The sequence below is a fragment of the Enterobacter sp. PTB genome (assembly GCF_051130085.1).
GTDB classification, from domain to species: domain Bacteria; phylum Pseudomonadota; class Gammaproteobacteria; order Enterobacterales; family Enterobacteriaceae; genus Enterobacter; species Enterobacter ludwigii.
In genome coordinates, this window is sequence record NZ_JBDKEE010000017.1 from 38,661 (window position 1) to 56,348 (window position 17,688).

At 55.5% G+C, this 17,688-nt stretch carries 16 protein-coding genes; 8 read left to right on the forward strand and 8 right to left on the reverse strand.

Going from position 1 to position 17,688, the window contains the following annotated elements:
- Nucleotides 1–6 precede the first annotated feature (6 nt).
- Together osmF and bglX are read right to left on the reverse strand one after the other, a co-directional pair.
- On the reverse strand, nucleotides 7–924 hold the full coding sequence (osmF, locus tag AAIR21_RS19240; RefSeq protein WP_014170886.1) for a glycine betaine ABC transporter substrate-binding protein OsmF: 918 nt from the start codon (nucleotides 922–924) through the stop codon (nucleotides 7–9).
- A 146-nt stretch (nucleotides 925–1,070) separates the two neighbouring features.
- Nucleotides 1,071–3,368, reverse strand: coding sequence for a beta-glucosidase BglX (gene bglX, locus AAIR21_RS19245; RefSeq protein ID WP_183516145.1), 2,298 nt, complete (start codon nucleotides 3,366–3,368; stop codon nucleotides 1,071–1,073).
- Nucleotides 3,369–3,557: 189 nt separating this feature from the next.
- Here bglX and dld point away from each other — a divergent pair, with 189 nt between their 5' ends.
- Both dld and AAIR21_RS19255 read left to right on the forward strand, forming a co-directional pair.
- On the forward strand, nucleotides 3,558–5,306 hold the full coding sequence (dld, locus tag AAIR21_RS19250) for a D-lactate dehydrogenase (protein ID WP_050737097.1): 1,749 nt from the start codon (nucleotides 3,558–3,560) through the stop codon (nucleotides 5,304–5,306).
- A 111-nt stretch (nucleotides 5,307–5,417) separates the two neighbouring features.
- Nucleotides 5,418–5,972, forward strand: coding sequence for a GNAT family N-acetyltransferase (locus tag AAIR21_RS19255; protein ID WP_014170889.1), 555 nt, complete (start codon nucleotides 5,418–5,420; stop codon nucleotides 5,970–5,972).
- A 66-nt stretch (nucleotides 5,973–6,038) separates the two neighbouring features.
- On the opposite strand, the gene pbpG is transcribed toward AAIR21_RS19255, so the two are convergent.
- A complete protein-coding gene (gene pbpG, locus AAIR21_RS19260) occupies nucleotides 6,039–6,962 on the reverse strand; it encodes a D-alanyl-D-alanine endopeptidase (RefSeq protein WP_014170890.1) in 924 nt (307 codons plus the stop codon).
- Nucleotides 6,963–7,129: 167 nt separating this feature from the next.
- Complete coding sequence (locus AAIR21_RS19265) at nucleotides 7,130–7,717, reverse strand: Yip1 family protein (protein ID WP_014170891.1); 588 nt, start codon at nucleotides 7,715–7,717, stop codon at nucleotides 7,130–7,132.
- A gap of 157 nt (nucleotides 7,718–7,874) precedes the next feature.
- On the opposite strand from AAIR21_RS19265, the gene AAIR21_RS19270 reads away from it, so the two are divergent.
- Nucleotides 7,875–8,447, forward strand: a complete 573-nt coding sequence (locus AAIR21_RS19270) for a DedA family protein (protein ID WP_020883206.1) — start codon at nucleotides 7,875–7,877, stop codon at nucleotides 8,445–8,447.
- A gap of 42 nt (nucleotides 8,448–8,489) precedes the next feature.
- Here AAIR21_RS19270 and AAIR21_RS19275 read toward each other — a convergent pair whose 3' ends face one another.
- The 3 genes from AAIR21_RS19275 to dusC form a co-directional block, all read right to left on the reverse strand.
- Complete coding sequence (locus tag AAIR21_RS19275) at nucleotides 8,490–9,254, reverse strand: SDR family oxidoreductase (RefSeq protein ID WP_183516144.1); 765 nt, start codon at nucleotides 9,252–9,254, stop codon at nucleotides 8,490–8,492.
- Nucleotides 9,255–9,304: 50 nt separating this feature from the next.
- Complete coding sequence (gene mdtQ, locus AAIR21_RS19280; protein WP_151887816.1) at nucleotides 9,305–10,714, reverse strand: multidrug resistance outer membrane protein MdtQ; 1,410 nt, start codon at nucleotides 10,712–10,714, stop codon at nucleotides 9,305–9,307.
- A 321-nt stretch (nucleotides 10,715–11,035) separates the two neighbouring features.
- Nucleotides 11,036–11,968 carry a tRNA dihydrouridine(16) synthase DusC gene (dusC, locus tag AAIR21_RS19285; protein WP_047355772.1) on the reverse strand — a complete coding sequence of 311 codons (933 nt, stop codon included), beginning with the start codon at nucleotides 11,966–11,968 and terminating at the stop codon, nucleotides 11,036–11,038.
- Nucleotides 11,969–12,162: 194 nt separating this feature from the next.
- Between dusC and AAIR21_RS19290 the strand changes: the two genes are divergently transcribed.
- The 5 genes from AAIR21_RS19290 to AAIR21_RS19310 all read left to right on the forward strand — a co-directional run bounded on the left by AAIR21_RS19290 (nucleotide 12,163) and on the right by AAIR21_RS19310 (nucleotide 16,624).
- Complete coding sequence (locus AAIR21_RS19290; RefSeq protein ID WP_020883202.1) at nucleotides 12,163–12,561, forward strand: CidA/LrgA family protein; 399 nt, start codon at nucleotides 12,163–12,165, stop codon at nucleotides 12,559–12,561.
- The gene (locus AAIR21_RS19295; RefSeq protein WP_434682003.1) at nucleotides 12,558–13,253 is read left to right on the forward strand and encodes a CidB/LrgB family autolysis modulator; all 696 of its coding nucleotides are present in this window, start codon (nucleotides 12,558–12,560) and stop codon (nucleotides 13,251–13,253) included. Before AAIR21_RS19290 ends, AAIR21_RS19295 begins: the two co-directional genes overlap by 4 nt.
- A 129-nt stretch (nucleotides 13,254–13,382) precedes the next feature.
- Nucleotides 13,383–14,267, forward strand: a complete 885-nt coding sequence (cdd, locus tag AAIR21_RS19300; RefSeq protein WP_020883200.1) for a cytidine deaminase — start codon at nucleotides 13,383–13,385, stop codon at nucleotides 14,265–14,267.
- A gap of 127 nt (nucleotides 14,268–14,394) precedes the next feature.
- A complete protein-coding gene (gene sanA, locus AAIR21_RS19305) occupies nucleotides 14,395–15,114 on the forward strand; it encodes an outer membrane permeability protein SanA (protein WP_014170903.1) in 720 nt (239 codons plus the stop codon).
- A gap of 121 nt (nucleotides 15,115–15,235) precedes the next feature.
- A complete protein-coding gene (locus AAIR21_RS19310; protein ID WP_040017992.1) occupies nucleotides 15,236–16,624 on the forward strand; it encodes a glutamine synthetase family protein in 1,389 nt (462 codons plus the stop codon).
- Between the two features lie 49 nt (nucleotides 16,625–16,673).
- Here AAIR21_RS19310 and mglC read toward each other — a convergent pair whose 3' ends face one another.
- Entirely contained in the window at nucleotides 16,674–17,684 is a 1,011-nt protein-coding gene (mglC, locus tag AAIR21_RS19315; RefSeq protein WP_014170905.1) for a galactose/methyl galactoside ABC transporter permease MglC, read from the reverse strand.
- Between the last annotated feature and the right edge of the window lie 4 nt (nucleotides 17,685–17,688).

The window sequence follows — 17,688 nt, forward strand, 5'->3', positions numbered from 1 at the left end:
GTCCTGTTACTTCACAAGCCCTTGTTGTTTCAGGAAATCGGCGGCCACTTTTTTGGCATCCAGTCCCTCAACGGCAATGCTGGCATTCAGCTGTTGCAGCGTTTTTGCATCCAGCTTTTCGAAGACCGGTTTGAGCCATTCAGCAATATCCGGGTACGCTTTAAGTACCGCTTCCCGCACGACAGGTGCCGGGGCGTAAATCGGCTGGACGCCTTTTGGATCGGTTAAGGTTTGCAGGCCAAGCGCCGCGACCGGGCCGTCGGTGCCGTAAGCCATCGCCGCATTAACGCCCGACGTTTGCTGCGCAGCGGCTTTGATGGTCACCGCGGTATCACCGCCCGCCAGAGAGAGCAGCTGGGCCTGATCCAGTTTGAAATCATAGGCTTTTTCAAACGCCGGCAGCGCATCCGGACGCTCAATAAACTCAGCGGAAGCCGCAAGCTTAAAGTCACCCTTCTCTTTCAGGTAGCGACTCAAATCCGCAAGCGAGGTCAGCTTTCCTTTCTCCGCCACGTCCTTGCGCACCGCGATGGTCCAGGTATTGTTGGCCGGCGCCGGCGTCAGCCAGACCAGCTTATTTTGCTCAGCGTCGAGTTTTTTGACTTTTTCATACCCGGCTTTGGCATTTTTCCACGCCGGATCGTTTTCATCTTTGAAGAAGAACGCGCCGTTGCCGGTGTATTCCGGGTAGATATCCAGCTCGCCGGAGGTAATCGCGCCGCGTACCACAGGCGTGGTTCCCAGCTGGACTTTATTGACGGTTTTAACACCGTGGCTTTCCAGTACCTGCAGAATAATGTTACCGAGCAGCGCACCTTCGGTATCTATCTTGGAACCCACTTTTACCGGTTCTGCCGCCTGTAATGGCAGACTCAGCGCCGCCAGTAACACCGCTGAACCCAACATCCCCTTTGCAATCGTCATTCCACTGTCCTCATTTTTTTGCTGCCTTTTTCAGAGGCTTGAGAGAAAAGCGTAGCTTAAAACGGCGGAATTAACCGTCAAAATGCCTTTTTAACATAAGGTAAGACGCATCCCCCGCAAAGCGGGGGATGCAAGGGAGGGAAACGTCAGAGCAGCTCGAACTCGCCTTTATTAACGCGGGCGGAATCGACCCCGATAAAGACGTTAAACTTGCCTGGCTCCGCATCATATTTCATCTGCTGGTTCCAGAACTTCAGCGCATCCACGTCGATGGGGAAGCTGATGGTTTTGGTTTCGCCCGGCTTCAGGTTGACCTTCTCGAAGCCACGCAGCTGTTTCACCGGACGGCTCATGGAGGCGGTCACATCTTGGACGTACATCTGAATGACCGTTGCCCCTTCGCGTTTACCGGTGTTGCTCACCTCGACGCTTGCGGTAACTTTGCCGTCACGCTTCAGGCTCGGCGCAGACATTTTGACGTCAGAAACCTTGAAGGTGGTGTAGCTCAGACCGTAACCAAACGGATACAGAGGGCCGTTCGCTTCATCGAAGTAACGGGAGGTGTACTTATTCGGTTTGTCGGCGTTGTACGGCCGGCCGGTATTCAGGTGGCTGTAGTAAACCGGGATCTGCCCGACCGAGCGCGGGAAGGACATTGGCAGCTTGCCTGACGGGTTGTAATCGCCAAACAGCACGTCGGCAATCGCGTTACCGCCTTCGGTACCGGCGAACCAGGTTTCCAGGATCGCGTCGGCCTGCTGGTCTTCTTTGACCAGCGCCAGCGGACGACCGTTCATCAGCACCAGCACCAGCGGCTTGCCGGTCGCCTTCAGGGCGGCAATCAGATCGCGCTGGCTTTGCGGAATGGTGATGTCGGTACGGCTGGAGGCCTCATGCGCCATCCCTTGCGCTTCACCCACTACCGCGACAACCACGTCAGATTGCTTAGCGGTGTTCACCGCTTCATCAATCATCTCTTTCGGCGAACGCGGATCGACCTTCACCGCCTCTTCGTACTGATTGAGGAAGGTGACAATGTCTTTATCGTTGGTGACGTTCGCCCCTTTGGCGTAAACCACTTTCGCGTTCTCACCCACGGCGTTCTTGATACCGGTCAGCACCGTGACGGACTGATCGGCCACCCCCGCTGCAGACCAGCTCCCCATCACGTCGCGCTTGCTGTCAGCCAGCGGGCCCACCACGGCAATGGTGCCGGATTTCTTCAGCGGCAGCGTGTCGAGGCGGTTTTTCAGCAGCACCAGGCTTTCGCGTGCCACATCGCGGGCCTCTTTGCGGTGCAGACGGCTTTCCGCGTTGGTGTCCGCCGGGTCAGAATCTTTCGGCCCCAGGTGGCTGTACGGGTCGTTAAACAGCCCCATGTCATATTTCACGTTCAGCACGTGGCGCGTGGCGTCATCCAGCTCCGCCATGGTCACCTTACCGCTCTTCACCAGCCCCGGCAGGTATTTGCTGTAGTACTCGTCGCTCATGCTCATGTTGATGCCGGACTTGAGCGCCACGCGTACCGCATCTTCCGGATCGGAGGCGGTACCGTGCTTAATGAGCTCTTTAATGGCGCCGTGGTCAGAGACGGTGATGCCCTTAAAGCCCCACTGGTCACGCAGAACGTCTTTCAGCAGCCACGAATCGGAGGTCGCCGGCGTGCCGTTGAGGGAGTTCAGCGCCACCATCACCGCGCCGCTGCCGGCATCCAGCCCCGCTTTGTACGGTGGCATGTAGTCGTTGAACAGCCGCTGCGGGCTCATATCCACGGTGTTGTACTCTTTACCCCCTTCCACGGCGCCATAGGCCGCGAAGTGTTTGACGCTGGTCATCACCGCGTAGCGATCTGCCGGGCTCTTACCCTGCATCGCTTCCACCATGGTTTTCCCCATCGTGGCTGTTAAATAGGTATCTTCACCGAACCCTTCTGAGCCGCGGCCCCAGCGCGGATCGCGGGAGACGTCCACCATCGGTGCCCAGGTCATATTCAGGCCATCATCCGCCGCTTCATAGGCAGAAACGCGCCCCACGGTTTTCACCGCATCAAGGTTAAAGGACGATGCCAGACCAAGGCTAATCGGGAAGACGGTACGCTGACCATGCACCACGTCATAGGCGAAGAACAGCGGAATTTTCAGGCGGCTGAGTTCCATTACCTGATCCTGCATTTTGCGGATATCCGGGCGGGTGACGGTGTTAAAAATAGCCCCGACCTGCCCGTCTTTGATCATCTCGCGGATGGCCTCTTTCGGGTTATCCGGGCCGACGCTGATAAGACGCAACTGGCCAATTTTCTCATCGACCGTCATTTTCTTGAGCAATTCCGTGACAAACGCGTCCCGGGCTTCAGGCGTGAGCGGGTGATTGCCAAACAAATCCTCTGCCAGCGCAGGTTGCAGCGCCAGGCTGACGGCGACACCTACAGAACATAGCCATTTCATGTCGTTTTACTCTCTCATCAATAACCGCCGGAAGAACTCGGCCAGACCGTGCGAAAAGCGCAGTGTGCCACAAACCCTCAGAACGTTGCAGGGTTATTCTCTGATTTTTCTCATGAATACTAGACCGCTTAACAGTTAATCGCGCTATGCTTTACAGCGAGAAATTTGCCCCACCACAAGGAGTGGAAGATGTCTTCTGTTCGAACTCACGATAACACGACGTTTATTAACGAACTGTCGCGCCTGGTTGGCTCCTCTCACCTGCTTACCGACCCGGCAAAAACCGCCCGCTACCGTAAGGGCTTTCGTTCCGGTCAGGGCGAGGCGCTGGCGGTGGTGTTTCCCGGCACGCTGCTTGAACTCTGGCGCGTCCTGAGCGCCTGCGTGGCCGCCGACAAAATTATTCTCATGCAGGCGGCTAACACCGGCCTGACTGAAGGCTCAACGCCGAACGGCAACGATTACGATCGTGACATCGTGATCATCAGCACCCTGCGTCTCGACAAACTGCATCTGCTGGATAAAGGCGAGCAGGTGCTCGCGTTCCCTGGCACGACGCTCTACTCCCTTGAAAAAGCGCTTAAGCCGCTGGGACGCGAACCGCATTCGGTCATTGGCTCATCCTGTATTGGCGCCTCCGTGATCGGCGGGATCTGCAATAACTCCGGCGGTTCGCTGGTGCAGCGCGGCCCGGCTTACACCGAGATGTCACTTTTTGCCCGTATTGACGAAAACGGCAAGCTGACCCTGGTCAACCATCTGGGCATTGATCTTGGCGTTACGCCGGAGCAGATCCTGAGTAAGCTCGACGACGATCGGGTGAAAGATGAAGACGTCCAGCACGACGGTCGTCATGCTCACGACCACGATTACATCACCCGCGTGCGGGATATCGAAGCGGATACCCCGGCACGTTACAACGCCGACCCTGACCGCTTGTTTGAATCTTCAGGCTGTGCGGGCAAGCTGGCTGTTTTTGCCGTGCGCCTCGACACCTTCCCGGCCGAGAAAAAACAGCAGGTGTTCTACATCGGCACCAATCAGCCGGACGTGCTGACCGAGATCCGTCGTCATATTCTGGGCGAGTTCGCTCACCTGCCGGTGGCGGGCGAGTACATGCACCGTGATATTTACGACATCGCGGAACGCTACGGCAAAGATACGTTCCTGATGATCGACAAGCTCGGCACCGATAAAATGCCGTTCTTCTTCACCATGAAGGGCCGTACCGACGCGATGCTGGAAAAAGTGCCGCTGTTTAAACCCCACTTTACCGACCGCTTTATGCAGAAACTGGGCAACGTCTTCCCGTCACATCTGCCGGAGCGGATGAAAACCTGGCGCGATAAGTACGAGCATCACCTGCTGCTGAAAATGGCCGGGGACGGAATTGCCGAAGCGCAAACCTGGCTCAATGAATTCTTCAAAACTGCCGAAGGCGATTTCTTTGCCTGTACCCCTGAAGAGGGCAGCAAAGCCTTCCTGCACCGTTTCGCCGCTGCGGGTGCCGCCATTCGTTATCAGGCGGTGCATTCAGACGAGGTGGAAGACATTCTGGCGCTGGATATCGCCCTTCGCCGCAACGATACCGAGTGGTTTGAACACCTGCCGCCGGAAATTGACAGCAAGCTGGTCCACAAGCTCTATTACGGCCACTTTATGTGCTACGTCTTCCACCAGGATTACATCGTTAAGAAAGGGGTGGATGCGCACGCGCTGAAAGAGCAGATGCTCGCGCTGCTGCACGCGCGAGGCGCACAATATCCTGCGGAACATAACGTGGGGCATCTTTATAAGGCTCCTGACGCACTTAAGCAGTTTTATCGCGAGAATGACCCCACAAACAGCATGAACCCCGGCATTGGTAAAACAACGCGGAATAAATACTGGAAAGAGAGTCCTGACGCGGAGCAGCCCGTGACGCAAGCGTCTGATTAATTCCCACAGCCAAATTTGAGAGATTGTTAAGCGCGCCTTAATCGTACTAGAGTAGCGTTCTGTCGCCGGAGAAACGTTTCTCCGGCATCTGTTACGAGGAGCAGGCACATCATGTCGGCTGTTGATATTTTATCCGAAACCGAAGTGGAAGTGCGCGATGCCCTTCCCGACGATGTGCATGCTATCGCCGCTATCTACGCCTGGCATGTGCTTCACGGGCGCGCATCCTTTGAAGAAGTTCCCCCCACCGTTGATGAAATGCGTCAGCGAATGAAAAGCGTGGCCGAGAACGGCTTACCGTGGCTTGTCGCGCTGTATCGCGGCATCGTCGTAGGCTACTGCTACGCGACGCCTTACCGTCCGCGCCATGCCTATCGCTACACTCTGGAAGAGTCGATTTACGTGGATGCGAGTACTACCGGTCGTGGTTTTGGCTCCGTCCTGATGGATGCGCTGATCGCCCGCTGCGAGCAAGGTCCGTGGCGGCAGATGATTGCCGTTGTGGGGGATGGCAACAACAATGCCGGCTCGTTACGGTTGCATAAGAAATACGGCTTCGAAATCGTCGGTCAGTTACGCAGCGTCGGGTATAAGAAAGGTGACTGGCGGGATACGGTGATCATGCAGCGCTCACTCAATGACGGAGACTGGACGCTGCCGGAGTAAGGCGCAGCGAGGTCTGTTACCCTCTCCCGCGGGAGAGGGTGAAAACACAGTCATCAGCAATCCGGCTCAGTCGTTCTGGGCGGTTGCCATCTGCTCTGCTTTCTGCTTTTTGTAGGTCAACGCCGCGGCCGGTACCGGCTGCACTTTCCCCGTCTCAATCCAGGTACGCAGTCGGCTTGCATCCGCGAAGTGGGTGTATTTGCCAAAGGCATCCATCACCACCAGCGCCACCGGTTTACCGTTGAATACGGTACGCATCACCAGACAGTGTCCCGCCGCGTTGGTAAACCCGGTTTTCGTTAACTGAATATTCCAGTTATCCCGGTACACCAGATGGTTAGTATTACGGAACGGCAGCGAATAGGCCGGGTTCGCAAAGGTCGCCATCTCTTCACGGGTCGTACTGAGCTGACCAATCAGCGGGTACTGTTTGCTGGCAATCAGCAGTTTTGTCAGGTCGCGGGCCGTGGAGACGTTGTGAATCGACAGACCAGTCGGCTCGACGTAACGGGTATTGGTCATCCCCAGCGATTTGGCTTTTGCGTTCATCGCACGAATAAATGCGTCATAGCCACCCGGATAGTGGTGGGCCAGGCTCGCCGCCGCGCGGTTTTCAGAAGACATCAGCGCCAGCAGCAGCATGTTTTTACGGCTGATTTCGCTGTTCAGTCGCACGCGGGAGTAGATCCCTTTCATCTCCGGCGTATGGCTGATATCCACTTTCAGTTTTTCGTCCAGCGGCAGATGTGCATCAAGCACCACCATCGCGGTCATTAATTTGGTAATCGAGGCGATCGGGCGTACCAGATCCGGATGGCTGGCGTAAATCACCTTATTGGTGTTGAGATCAACAATCATCGCACTGCCGGAAGCGATTTGCGGCTGGGCAGCAGCGGTGGTCACGGCGGGCGTTTTGGCGATCGCTGGCGCGGCAGCGGACGCTCCCAGCAACAGGGCCAGGCTAAGTAAAGAGACTCGGAATTTCAGCATGGTGAGACTTCTGATAATTATTCACGCACGTTATGACGTACACCGCCTGTGTCGATGGAGAAACGCAGGCTGGCTTCGGCATCATAGCGGTCACCGGGCTTTGTCGCCAGAGGATAATCGTGAACAGATGCTGCATTGCTGGCATTTACGCCAGCAATGCAGTGAGCCTAGAAGAGACGGTATCCATAACCCCACAGAATAACCGTCAGAGCCAGTAGCGCTTCCAGCACCAGCACGCCGATGGCGAGCGTTGAACTGGAGAAGCTCAGGCCCTCTTCTTTATTGATATTAAGGAAGGTTGGTACCCCCAGATACAGCAGATAACCGGTGTAAAAGAGGGCAATAGTACCGATCAGCGCGCACAACCAGACCAGTGGATACAGCGCCACAATACCGCTTAAGAACAGCGGCGTCGCGACATACCCGGCGAAAACCATACAGTGTGCCAGCGATGGACGTTGCGGATAGTTACGCGCCATCCAGTGAATGACACGCCCCATGACAGCCACACCCGCCAGCATCAGGCCATAAAAGAGAATGGCCAGTGAAAGACCGGTAAACCAGGAAAGCTGAACCACGGTGCCATCACCAAAGTTCCAGCCGATTTGTGTTGTGCCAATAAACGCGCAGATTACAGGCACCGCTGCCATCAGCAGCACATGATGCGTGTAATGATGCGAGACCGTTTCGTTCTCCGTTTTGATGACATGCATTTCACGATCGGGATGGGAGAAAAGTCCCCAGACATGGTTCATAACGCCCCCTTGTTGTCGGCCCGTCAGCGATATCTTAAGTATAATGCAGGCCTGAGATTATTTTATGTACAGTGGGAAATTTCCGTTGATTGCCCCGTTATTGATTCATGGGGTATATGATTAACCGAGGCATAATAAGGGAGATGACATTGACGTAATGGATATCAACAGTCTTATTGAACACTATGGATACGCTGCACTGGTCGTTGGCAGCGTGGCGGAAGGAGAAACCATCACGCTGCTCGGCGGGGTGGCCGCGCATCAGGGGTTACTCAAATTCCCACTCGTTGTTGCCGCAGTCGCACTCGGCGGGATGATTGGCGATCAGCTGCTCTACTTTCTGGGACTGCGCTTTGGCCCTACGCTTTTGAAGCGCTTTTCAAAGCACCGCAAGAAAATTCACCGTGCCCAACGGCTTATCCAGCGTCACCCTTACCTGTTCGTGATTGGCACCCGTTTTATGTACGGCTTTCGGATTATCGGCCCAATACTGATTGGCGCCAGCCATTTACCGCCGAAAATTTTCCTGCCGCTGAACATTCTTGGCGCGATTGCCTGGGCCCTGATCTTTACCACGCTCGGTTATGTGGGTGGAGAAGTGATTGGTCCGTGGCTGCATAATGTTGACCAGCATCTGAAGCACTGGGCATGGGTTATCCTGATTGTCGTGGTGGTAATTGCGGTCCGGCTGTGGCTGAAGCATCGGGAAAAGACGCGGGATGAAGAGTAAGTGCAATGGCGCCCTCTCGCACAAAGAGAGGGCGAAAAGTTTCTACCCGGCGGGCTTAAATTGCGGATTTGCCAGCATAAAACCGCCGTCGACAATAAATGATTGCCCGGTAGCATAGCTGGCGTCACCGTCACACAGCCACGCCACCAGGCTGGCAATCTCTTTGGTATGCCCCGGCCGCGCGAGCGGGATCGCGGGCATCGAACCGGCCTTCACTTCACTGTCGTCCATATCATTCATTGGCGTGGCAATGGCACCTGGCGCAACGGCATTCACCAGGATGTTATGCTCGACCAGCTCCAGCGCCATGGATTTGGTTAATCCGCCCAGGGCATGCTTGGCCGCCGTATACGCACTGGCATCCGGTAAAGGCGTGTGTTCATGCACCGAGGTAATGTTCACAATTCGCCCCCCTTCTCCCTGCTTCACCATCTGACGCGCAGCGATCTGTGAACAGAGAAACGCGCCATCCACGTCAACGGTAAAAATCCCCCGCCACTCCTCAAACGGCATGTCGAGAAACGGCGCTTTGGTCATCGCCCCGGCATTGTTGACCAGCACGTCCAGCCGACCAAAGCGCGTAATTAACGCTTCAATGGCCTGCGCCCCCTGCGGGAGAGTGCTTAAATCAAGTTGAACCGCCTCTGCACGCCGCCCCTTCGCCTCGACTTCGCGGCAGGTTCCCAGCGCACCTTTTTCGTCGGAATGCCAGGTGACGCCGATATCAAACCCTCGTTCAGCCAGCATCAGGGCCGTGGTTTTCCCAATCCCGGAATCCGATGCGGTAACAATCGCGACTTTGGTCATACTCACCTCCAGAAAAGCTGCAAAGAGGTAAGTATAGATAATCGCGCTTTTTAGCCCTGATGATAGCCGCCACCCAGCGCCGAGGTCAGCTGCAGCGTGGCGTCAACGTACTGGCCTTTGAGCATCACCCCGGTGAGCTGCTCCCTGAGGGCCGGTATTCTGGCCTCACTTACGCGGGAGCCGGCGATAATGCCGGCGCGAAAGCGGGCCTGAGCCAGTGCAACAACGCGGGCAGCCTCTTTTTCGACACTCTGCTGGTGCTGGTTTTTTGCGGTCAGTGTTTCGACTTCGCTGGCCGTGCGCGCCACCTGATTCACCGCATCCACCACCGCTTTGTTATAACGCGCGACGGAGAGATTGTTCTGCGCCTGGGCAATATCCAGCTCGGCGTTTAGCCTGCCGCTGTCGAAAATGGGCAACGTCAGCCCGGCGGTGACGCCCATCTGCTGCGCAGAAGAGCGGAACAAATCGCTCAGATGCAGGGCATCCTGCTGTAAGAAAGCCATCAGATTCACATCGGGATAGAAGGCTGCTCTGGCGGCCTCAACGTCACTCATGGAGGCCTCGATATACCAGCGAGCCTCCTGCAAATCCGGTCGACGTGCCAGCAGTTCATACCCCAGCGTGGCCGGGAGCGAGGCTTCTACTGTGGGTAAGGCGTGGTGTGTAAGCGTCACTGAGGAGGTGTTCGTCAGGGCGCTCAGACGCGCCTCAATGGCTTTCATTTTTCCGTTCACTTCTGCCAGCTGCTCGTCAGTTTTGCTGGCGTTGATGTCGGTCTCGACGCCCTCTACGGAAGAGGTGATCCCATGCTGATACAGTTCGCGGTCGGCTGCAATAATCGTGTCCTGCTGGTGTTTAATCTCCGTGAGGACATCCCCCACCGCGGCCTGGGTTTGCCACGCCCAGTAAAGACGTGCGACGCTGCTGGCAAGCAGTTGTCGGGTTTGCTCAAGCTCCGCTTTTTGCGCGTTTACCCGGCCAATTCGGGCTTCAACCCGTGCACGATTTTTCCCCCACAAATCGAGATCCCAGCCCGCGCTCAGACCAAAAGTACCGTTGGTGTACCACGGTCCGGTGGTTCCCGCCGCCGGATCGGTTATCGCAAAGGGCCCCATCAACCCTTCGGCCGACATTTTTTGCCGTTCAGCATCCGCTGCGAAATCAATTTCCGGCCCCCCGGCGGCCAGGGTGGCTTTTGCCTGCGCTTCCGCCAGCGTGATGCGCTGACGGGCAATTTGCATATCCGGCGCATCGTTCAGCGCCTTCGCAATCAGCGAATTGAGTTCAGGATCGTTATACGTTTTCCACCATGCATCTTTCGGCCACGCGGTATGGCTCAGCGTAGTATTCACCGCAGCCATTGTTGATTGCATATTTACAGGGGAAACCGAGGCATGTTCCGGCGCGCAGGCCACCAGAATAAAAACCAGGGGAATACTCAGAGATAAAGGTTTCATTACGCCATTCACGCGAAAAATAAAGGCGCAACTTACGCCAGACGTCGCTCTTTTTTTTAGTAACGCGTGGCAACCCGCAATTTGTCATACATTTTCATACTCAGAAAATTATTCATCATAAGAATGAATTAAATGAGTGAATTCATCTTCATTATAAATTCACTGCTACACTTACTTTCGACAAACAGACGCAGGAGAAACGAATGAAAATATTACTGTGGGTTATTTTAATTATATTTCTGATAGGGCTGCTGGTGGTAACCGGTGTATTCAAGATGATTTTCTGATTTCATTGCCCGGCTCAGCGCCGGGCAAATTCCGTTACCTGGACTGAATCACCCGTGCAATATCAGCGGAAGTCTGCAGCGTGCGGATCTCCTGAAATAACTCCAGCGCTTCACTGTACTCTTTGCGTAAATAACTGAGCCACTGCTTAATTCGCGCGACGTGATATAACCCAGTATCACCCTGTTTTTCGAGGCGGCTGTACTTTTTCAGTAGCGTGACCACATCAGCCCACGGCATACGTGGTTCGTTATATTTAATCACCCGGCTGAGGTTTGGTACGTTAAGCGCGCCGCGGCCAATCATCACCGCATCGCAGCCAGTCTCTTTCAGGCACGCCTGCGCGCTTTCGTAATCCCAGATTTCGCCGTTGGCAATAACGGGAATGGTGAGTCTTTTGCGGATCTCGCCAATCGCCTGCCAGTTAATACGTTCGGCTTTATAGCCATCTTCTTTGGTGCGGCCATGCACCACCAGCTCAGTGGCCCCGGCCTGCTGCACGGCATCGGCAATCTCAAATTGCCGCGCGTCGCTGTCCCATCCCAGACGCACCTTTACCGTCACCGGCAGATGCGACGGTACAGCCTCACGCATGGCTTTTGCGCCACGGTAAATCAGCTCCGGATCTTTCAGCAAGGTGGCGCCGCCGCCGCTGCCATTCACCAGTTTTGATGGGCAACCGCAGTTGAGGTCAACCCCAAAGGAACCAAGCTCTACGGCACGGGCCGCGTTCTCCGCCAGCCATTCGGGATACTGACCCAATAGCTGAATGCGCACCAGCGTGCCGGAAGAGGTGCGGCTCTGATGATGCAGTTCCGGGCAAAGGCGATAGAATGATTTTACTGGCAACAACATATCGACCACGCGCAAAAACTCCGTCACGCAGAGATCGTAGTCGTTCACCTCGGTCAGAAGCTCGCGCACGAGAGAGTCGAGCACGCCTTCCATTGGGGCCAGTAAAACACGCATAGCAGTACCTGTGAAAAAAGACGCGCTATAGTAGCCGCTCTCCCGGCATGAGGAAAGCCCGGCGGTTAACCCGGTGAGGTTATACCAGACGTTCCATTTCGGAATGTCTGGTATGCTCAAAATTCATGATGTGATCCGTGGCACATTTTTAGGTTTAATTGTATGATGAATGCGTTTCATCAAGGACTTTCACCATGAGAAAATCATTGAACATTATCTGGCAATATCTTCGCGCATTCGTCCTGATTTACGCCTGCCTGTATGCCGGAATCTTTATCGCATCCCTGCTTCCCATCACCATTCCTGGCAGCATCATCGGAATGTTGATCCTCTTTGTTTTGCTGGCGTTGCAAATTTTGCCTGCCAGATGGGTTAACCCTGGCTGCTTTGTCCTTATTCGCTATATGGCGCTGCTGTTCGTGCCTATCGGCGTCGGGGTTATGCAGTATTTTGATTTGCTCCAGGCGCAATTCGGACCCATTGTGGTGTCCTGCGCGGTCAGTACGCTGGTGGTTTTCCTGGTAGTAAGCTGGAGTTCGCATCTGGTGCATGGCGAACGTAAAGTGGTTGGGCAGAAAGGAACAAAACAATGATGGCCAATATCTGGTGGTCGCTGCCGTTAACGCTGGCAGTGTTCTTCGCCGCACGCAAACTCGCCGCGCGTTTCAAAATGCCGTTACTTAATCCGCTGCTGGTGGCGATGGTGGTGATTATCCCGTTCCTGCTTCTCACCGGCATTCCTTATGAACGCTACTTTGCCGGCAGCAAAATTTTGAACGACCTTCTGCAGCCCGCCGTGGTGGCGCTCGCCTTTCCTTTATATGAGCAATTGCACCAGATCCGCGCCCGCTGGAAATCCATCATGACCATCTGTTTTGTCGGGAGCCTGGTGGCGATGATCACCGGCACCTCGGTGGCGCTGCTGATGGGCGCGTCCCCGCAAATTGCGGCCTCTATTCTGCCTAAGTCGGTCACCACGCCTATTGCGATGGCCGTGGGCGGCAGCCTGGGGGGGATTCCGGCCATCAGCGCCATGTGTGTGATATTCGTGGGGATCCTCGGCGCGGTCTTTGGACATACCCTGCTGAATGCGATGCGTATCCACACCAAAGCGGCACGAGGTCTGGCGATGGGTACCGCGTCGCACGCCCTGGGCACCGCGCGCTGCGCTGAACTGGATTATCAGGAAGGGGCGTTTAGCTCACTCGCACTGGTGATCTGCGGGATTATCACCTCCCTGCTCGCACCGTTTATTTTCCCGCTGATTGTGGCGGTCATGGGTTAAAATTTGCGATGCGTCGCGCAAATTTCATTTTGTTTTCATAAGTTGCATACATAATGAGAAGTGGATCACATATAAAGCCCCAGCGGCTCCGTAAACTACCGATCCATTAACCTTTATGAGGCAAACGCCATGCATCCACGTTTTCAAGCTGCTTTCGCCCAGCTTGCAGAGAATGTGCAATCAGCTCTGGCCCCGATTCTGGCGGATGAGCATTTCCCGGCCCTGCTGACGGCTGAACACGTCACGGCACTGAAAGAAGCCACAGGGCTGGACGACGACGCGCTGGCCTTCGCGCTGCTGCCGCTGGCGGCAGCCTGCGCCCGCGCCGATCTCTCTCATTTCAACGTCGGTGCGATTGCACGCGGCGTAAGTGGAACCTGGTACTTCGGTGGCAACATGGAGTTCCTGGGCGCGACCATGCAGCAGACCGTTCACGCGGAACAAAGCGCCATCAGCCACGCCTGGCTGCGCGGTGAACAAGCGCTGAGCGCCATTACCGTTAACTACACCCCTTGCGGCCACTGCCGCCAGTTCATGAACGAGCTGAACAGCGGGCTGGAGTTACGCATCAATCTGCCAGGCCGTGCGCCGCATACCCTCGGGGATTACCTGCCTGACGCGTTTGGTCCGAAAGATCTCGACATCAAAACGCTGCTGATGGATGAACAGGATCACGGTTTTGCCCTTTCCGGCGATGCGCTGAGCGAAGCCGCGATTCGCGCGGCGAACAAGAGCCACACGCCATACAGTCACTCCCCAAGCGGTGTGGCGCTGCAGTGTCGTGATGGTCGCATCTTCACCGGAAGCTATGCCGAAAACGCCGCCTTTAACCCGACGCTGCCACCGCTTCAGGGCGCCCTGAATTTGCTGAGCCTCAATGGCTATGACTACCCGGACATTCAGCGCGCTATTCTGGCAGAGAAAGCCGACGCGCCGTTGATCCAGTGGGATGCCACCGCCGCAACGCTGAAAGCGCTCGGTTGCTCAACTATTGACCGTGTTTTGCTTGCGTAATGCCTCCGGCGGGCAGAAATGCCCGCCGCTTTGCTGAAAAACCCCTCAGTTGATTCGCTGTTTCTTGCGCTAACCAGGCGGGTAAAGTAGCCTGAGTTAAATTTCACCTTCGGTACGAGCCATCTGCATGTTAAAGCGCGCTTTTTACAGCCTGTCTGTCCTGGTCGGCATACTGCTGTTGATCGTGCTGGGTCTTGATCGCTGGATGAGCTGGAAAACGGCTCCGTATATCTTTGACGACCTGCAGGACCTGCCCTATCGTCAGGTCGGCGTTGTGCTGGGTACCGCCAAGTATTACCGCACCGGGGTAATTAATCAGTATTACCGTTACCGCATTCAGGGCGCGCTGAACGCGTATAACAGCGGCAAAGTGAATTACCTGCTGCTGAGCGGCGATAATGCGCTGCAAAGCTATAACGAACCGGTCACCATGCGCAAAGACCTGATTGCCGCTGGCGTCGATCCGGCCGATATCGTGCTCGACTACGCCGGGTTCCGCACTCTGGATTCCATCGTGCGTACGCGCAAGGTGTTCGATACCAACGATTTCATCATCATCACCCAACGCTTCCACTGCGAACGGGCGCTGTTTATCGCACTGCATATGGGTATCCAGGCGCAGTGCTACGCCGTGCCGTCGCCTAAAGATATGCTGAGCGTGCGCGTACGTGAGTTTGGCGCGCGTTTTGGCGCTCTGGCCGATCTGTACATCTTCAAACGTGAACCGCGCTTTTTAGGTCCGCTGGTACCCATTCCGGCGATGCATGAAGTGCCGGAAGATGCGCAGGGCTACCCGGCCGTCACGCCAGAACAACTGCTTGATATGCAGAAAAAAGAGAAAAAATAGCCTCGCCTTTATACTTTCTTTATACCGGGCGTAACGCTTTTTATCCCGCCTTTACGCCGCCCCTTTTAAGCTGAGTTCACTGCCGCTACGGCTTCATTGAAGAATGACTATGAACTCAATAATGAATGCGTTTTTCCTGAAAAATATCCGCCCCTATTTTAACTTCCCGGGTTTATCACTCCCGACGGCACTCAATGCTGGCCTCTGGCTTGATGACAAACTTGATGCCATGCAGCACAACGTCTCGCTGGAAGTGGCGGATTACCTGGAACGTTACCCGCAGACAAAACATATTGACGTTTACCTGAACGACATCAATGGCATTATGCGCGGCAAGCGGCTCTCGGTGGAAAGCATGCTGAATCTGGAAAAAGGCTGTTACTTCCCCCTCTCCGTCTACTCCATGGACCATAAAGGCAAAATAGCCGCCCCGCTTGATGATGAGCCCGACCGGCTCTGCGTTCCCGTCGGCGGTTCCCTGCGCCCCTGTTCGCAAGACCCTCAGCATAACGCGCAGATCCTGCTGACCATGAAAGAGAGCGACGGCAAACCGTGCCCGCTTGAGCCAAGGGTGATATTGCAAAACGTTCTGGCTCGTTTCCATCAGCACGGGCTCTTCCCGGTGATTGCCCCGGAAATTGAGTTTTATCTGACCGGACGCGGCACGCAGGATCCACAAAATCAGGGCTGCTTTCATATGGATACCTCAACGGCACACGCGGCGCTGTTTGACGAGCTGGAACAGCTGGCGCACCTGCAGCGTATCCCCCTGACCGGGATCGTGGCCGAGGCCGAATCCGGCCAGTTTGAGTTAAACCTGAAGCATAGCCATCGCGTCGTTGAAGTCTGCGATAACGTGCTGGCCCTGCGACGCCTGACCCGCTACGTTGCGGAGAAACAGGGTCTGCAGGCCAGCTTTATGGCCAAACCGTTCAGCCAGCAGTCCGGCAGCGGTTTGCACTTCCATTTCAGCCTGAACGATATTCATGGCGAAAACGTATTCGCGTCTCCGGTGGAAGCGCTGAACAGCATGATGCGCCTCTGCATCGCTGGCCAGCTGGCGCTGATGCCCGCCTCCATCGCCATTCTCGCCCCTGGCGTTAACGCATTCCGCCGCCTGCGTAAAAACCTCACGGAACCGCTATTTAACTCCTGGGGCTATAACACCCGCTCCGCCGCGCTGCGTATTCCCTGCTCTGATGACCATAACCGGCGTATTGAGTACCGGCTGGCCGGGGCTGATGCAAACCCGTATCTGGTGGCGGCAACGCTTCTGAGCGGAATGCTGTACGGGCTGGAAAATTTTGACGAGCAGGATTTACCTGAACCTCAGCAGGACGGGCCGGATCTGCCGCTGTTTCAGCAGGAGGCGATCGAGACATTTGCACGCTGTCAGTATCTTACCGACAGCCTGGGAGAGGCTTTTTCTCAACAGTGGGTTGCCTGCAAACTCTCCGAACTCGACTGGTTCGAGAGCATTGTCACCCGGGAGGAGTCGAGTCTGGCGTGAAGCACAAAAAAGCCCGCTCGATGAGCGGGCCAGGTAATGCCAGAGGCGATTATTTTTTACGCGCGTATTTGAGTGAATCCAGGGCGACCGCAAAGATGATGATGCCGCCTTTGATGATGTACTGCCAGTACGGGTTCACACCGATGTAGGTCAGACCGTAGTTGATTACGGTAAAGATGATGACACCGGTTACCACGCCGAACACGGTACCCACGCCGCCGCTAAAGGAGACGCCGCCGACCACACAGGCTGCGATCGCATCCAGTTCGTACATGAAGCCCAGGTTGTTCGTTGCAGAGCCGATACGGCCCGCTTCCAGCATCCCACCAAAGGCGTAGAACACACCTGACAGGGCATAAATCATCAGCAGGTTCAGGGCAACGTTGACGCCGGACACTTTCGCCGCTTCCGGGTTACCGCCGATAGCGAAGATGTTTTTACCGAAGCGGGTTTTGTTCCACAGGATCCAGACAAAAGCGACGGCAATCAGGGCGTAGAAGGTAATGTACGACAGGCGGAAACTGCCCAGCGCGATAAACCCTTGCGTAAAGGTCGAGAACCCGCTGTCGAAGCCAGAGATTGGCGACGCCCCCACGAAGTCGTAGTACAGGGAGTTGATACCGTAAACGATGATCATCGTACCTAAGGTGGTGATAAATGGCGTCACGTTCAGGTAAGCGATAATGATGCCGTTAATCAGACCAATCACTGCGCCGATCGCACAGACAATCAGGATCACCACGAAAATGGGCATGGTCGCCATTTCCGGGAACACCTTGTTGGCGTTTTCCATCGACTGTAGCAGCGTTGCCGCGATAACCGCCGCGAGGCCAACCTGACGTCCCGCTGACAGGTCAGTCCCCTGCGTCACGATAAGTCCCGCCACGCCCAGCGCGATAATAATACGCACGGAGGACTGGGTCAGGATGTTACTGAGGTTCAACAGGCTTAAGAACGTAGGGTCCTGGAAAATGATGATAGCCAGCAGTACTAAAAGAACAACGTAAATACCGCCTTCTTTCAGGTAAGTGAGAAAACTTTTTTTATTTAACGCACTCATGAGG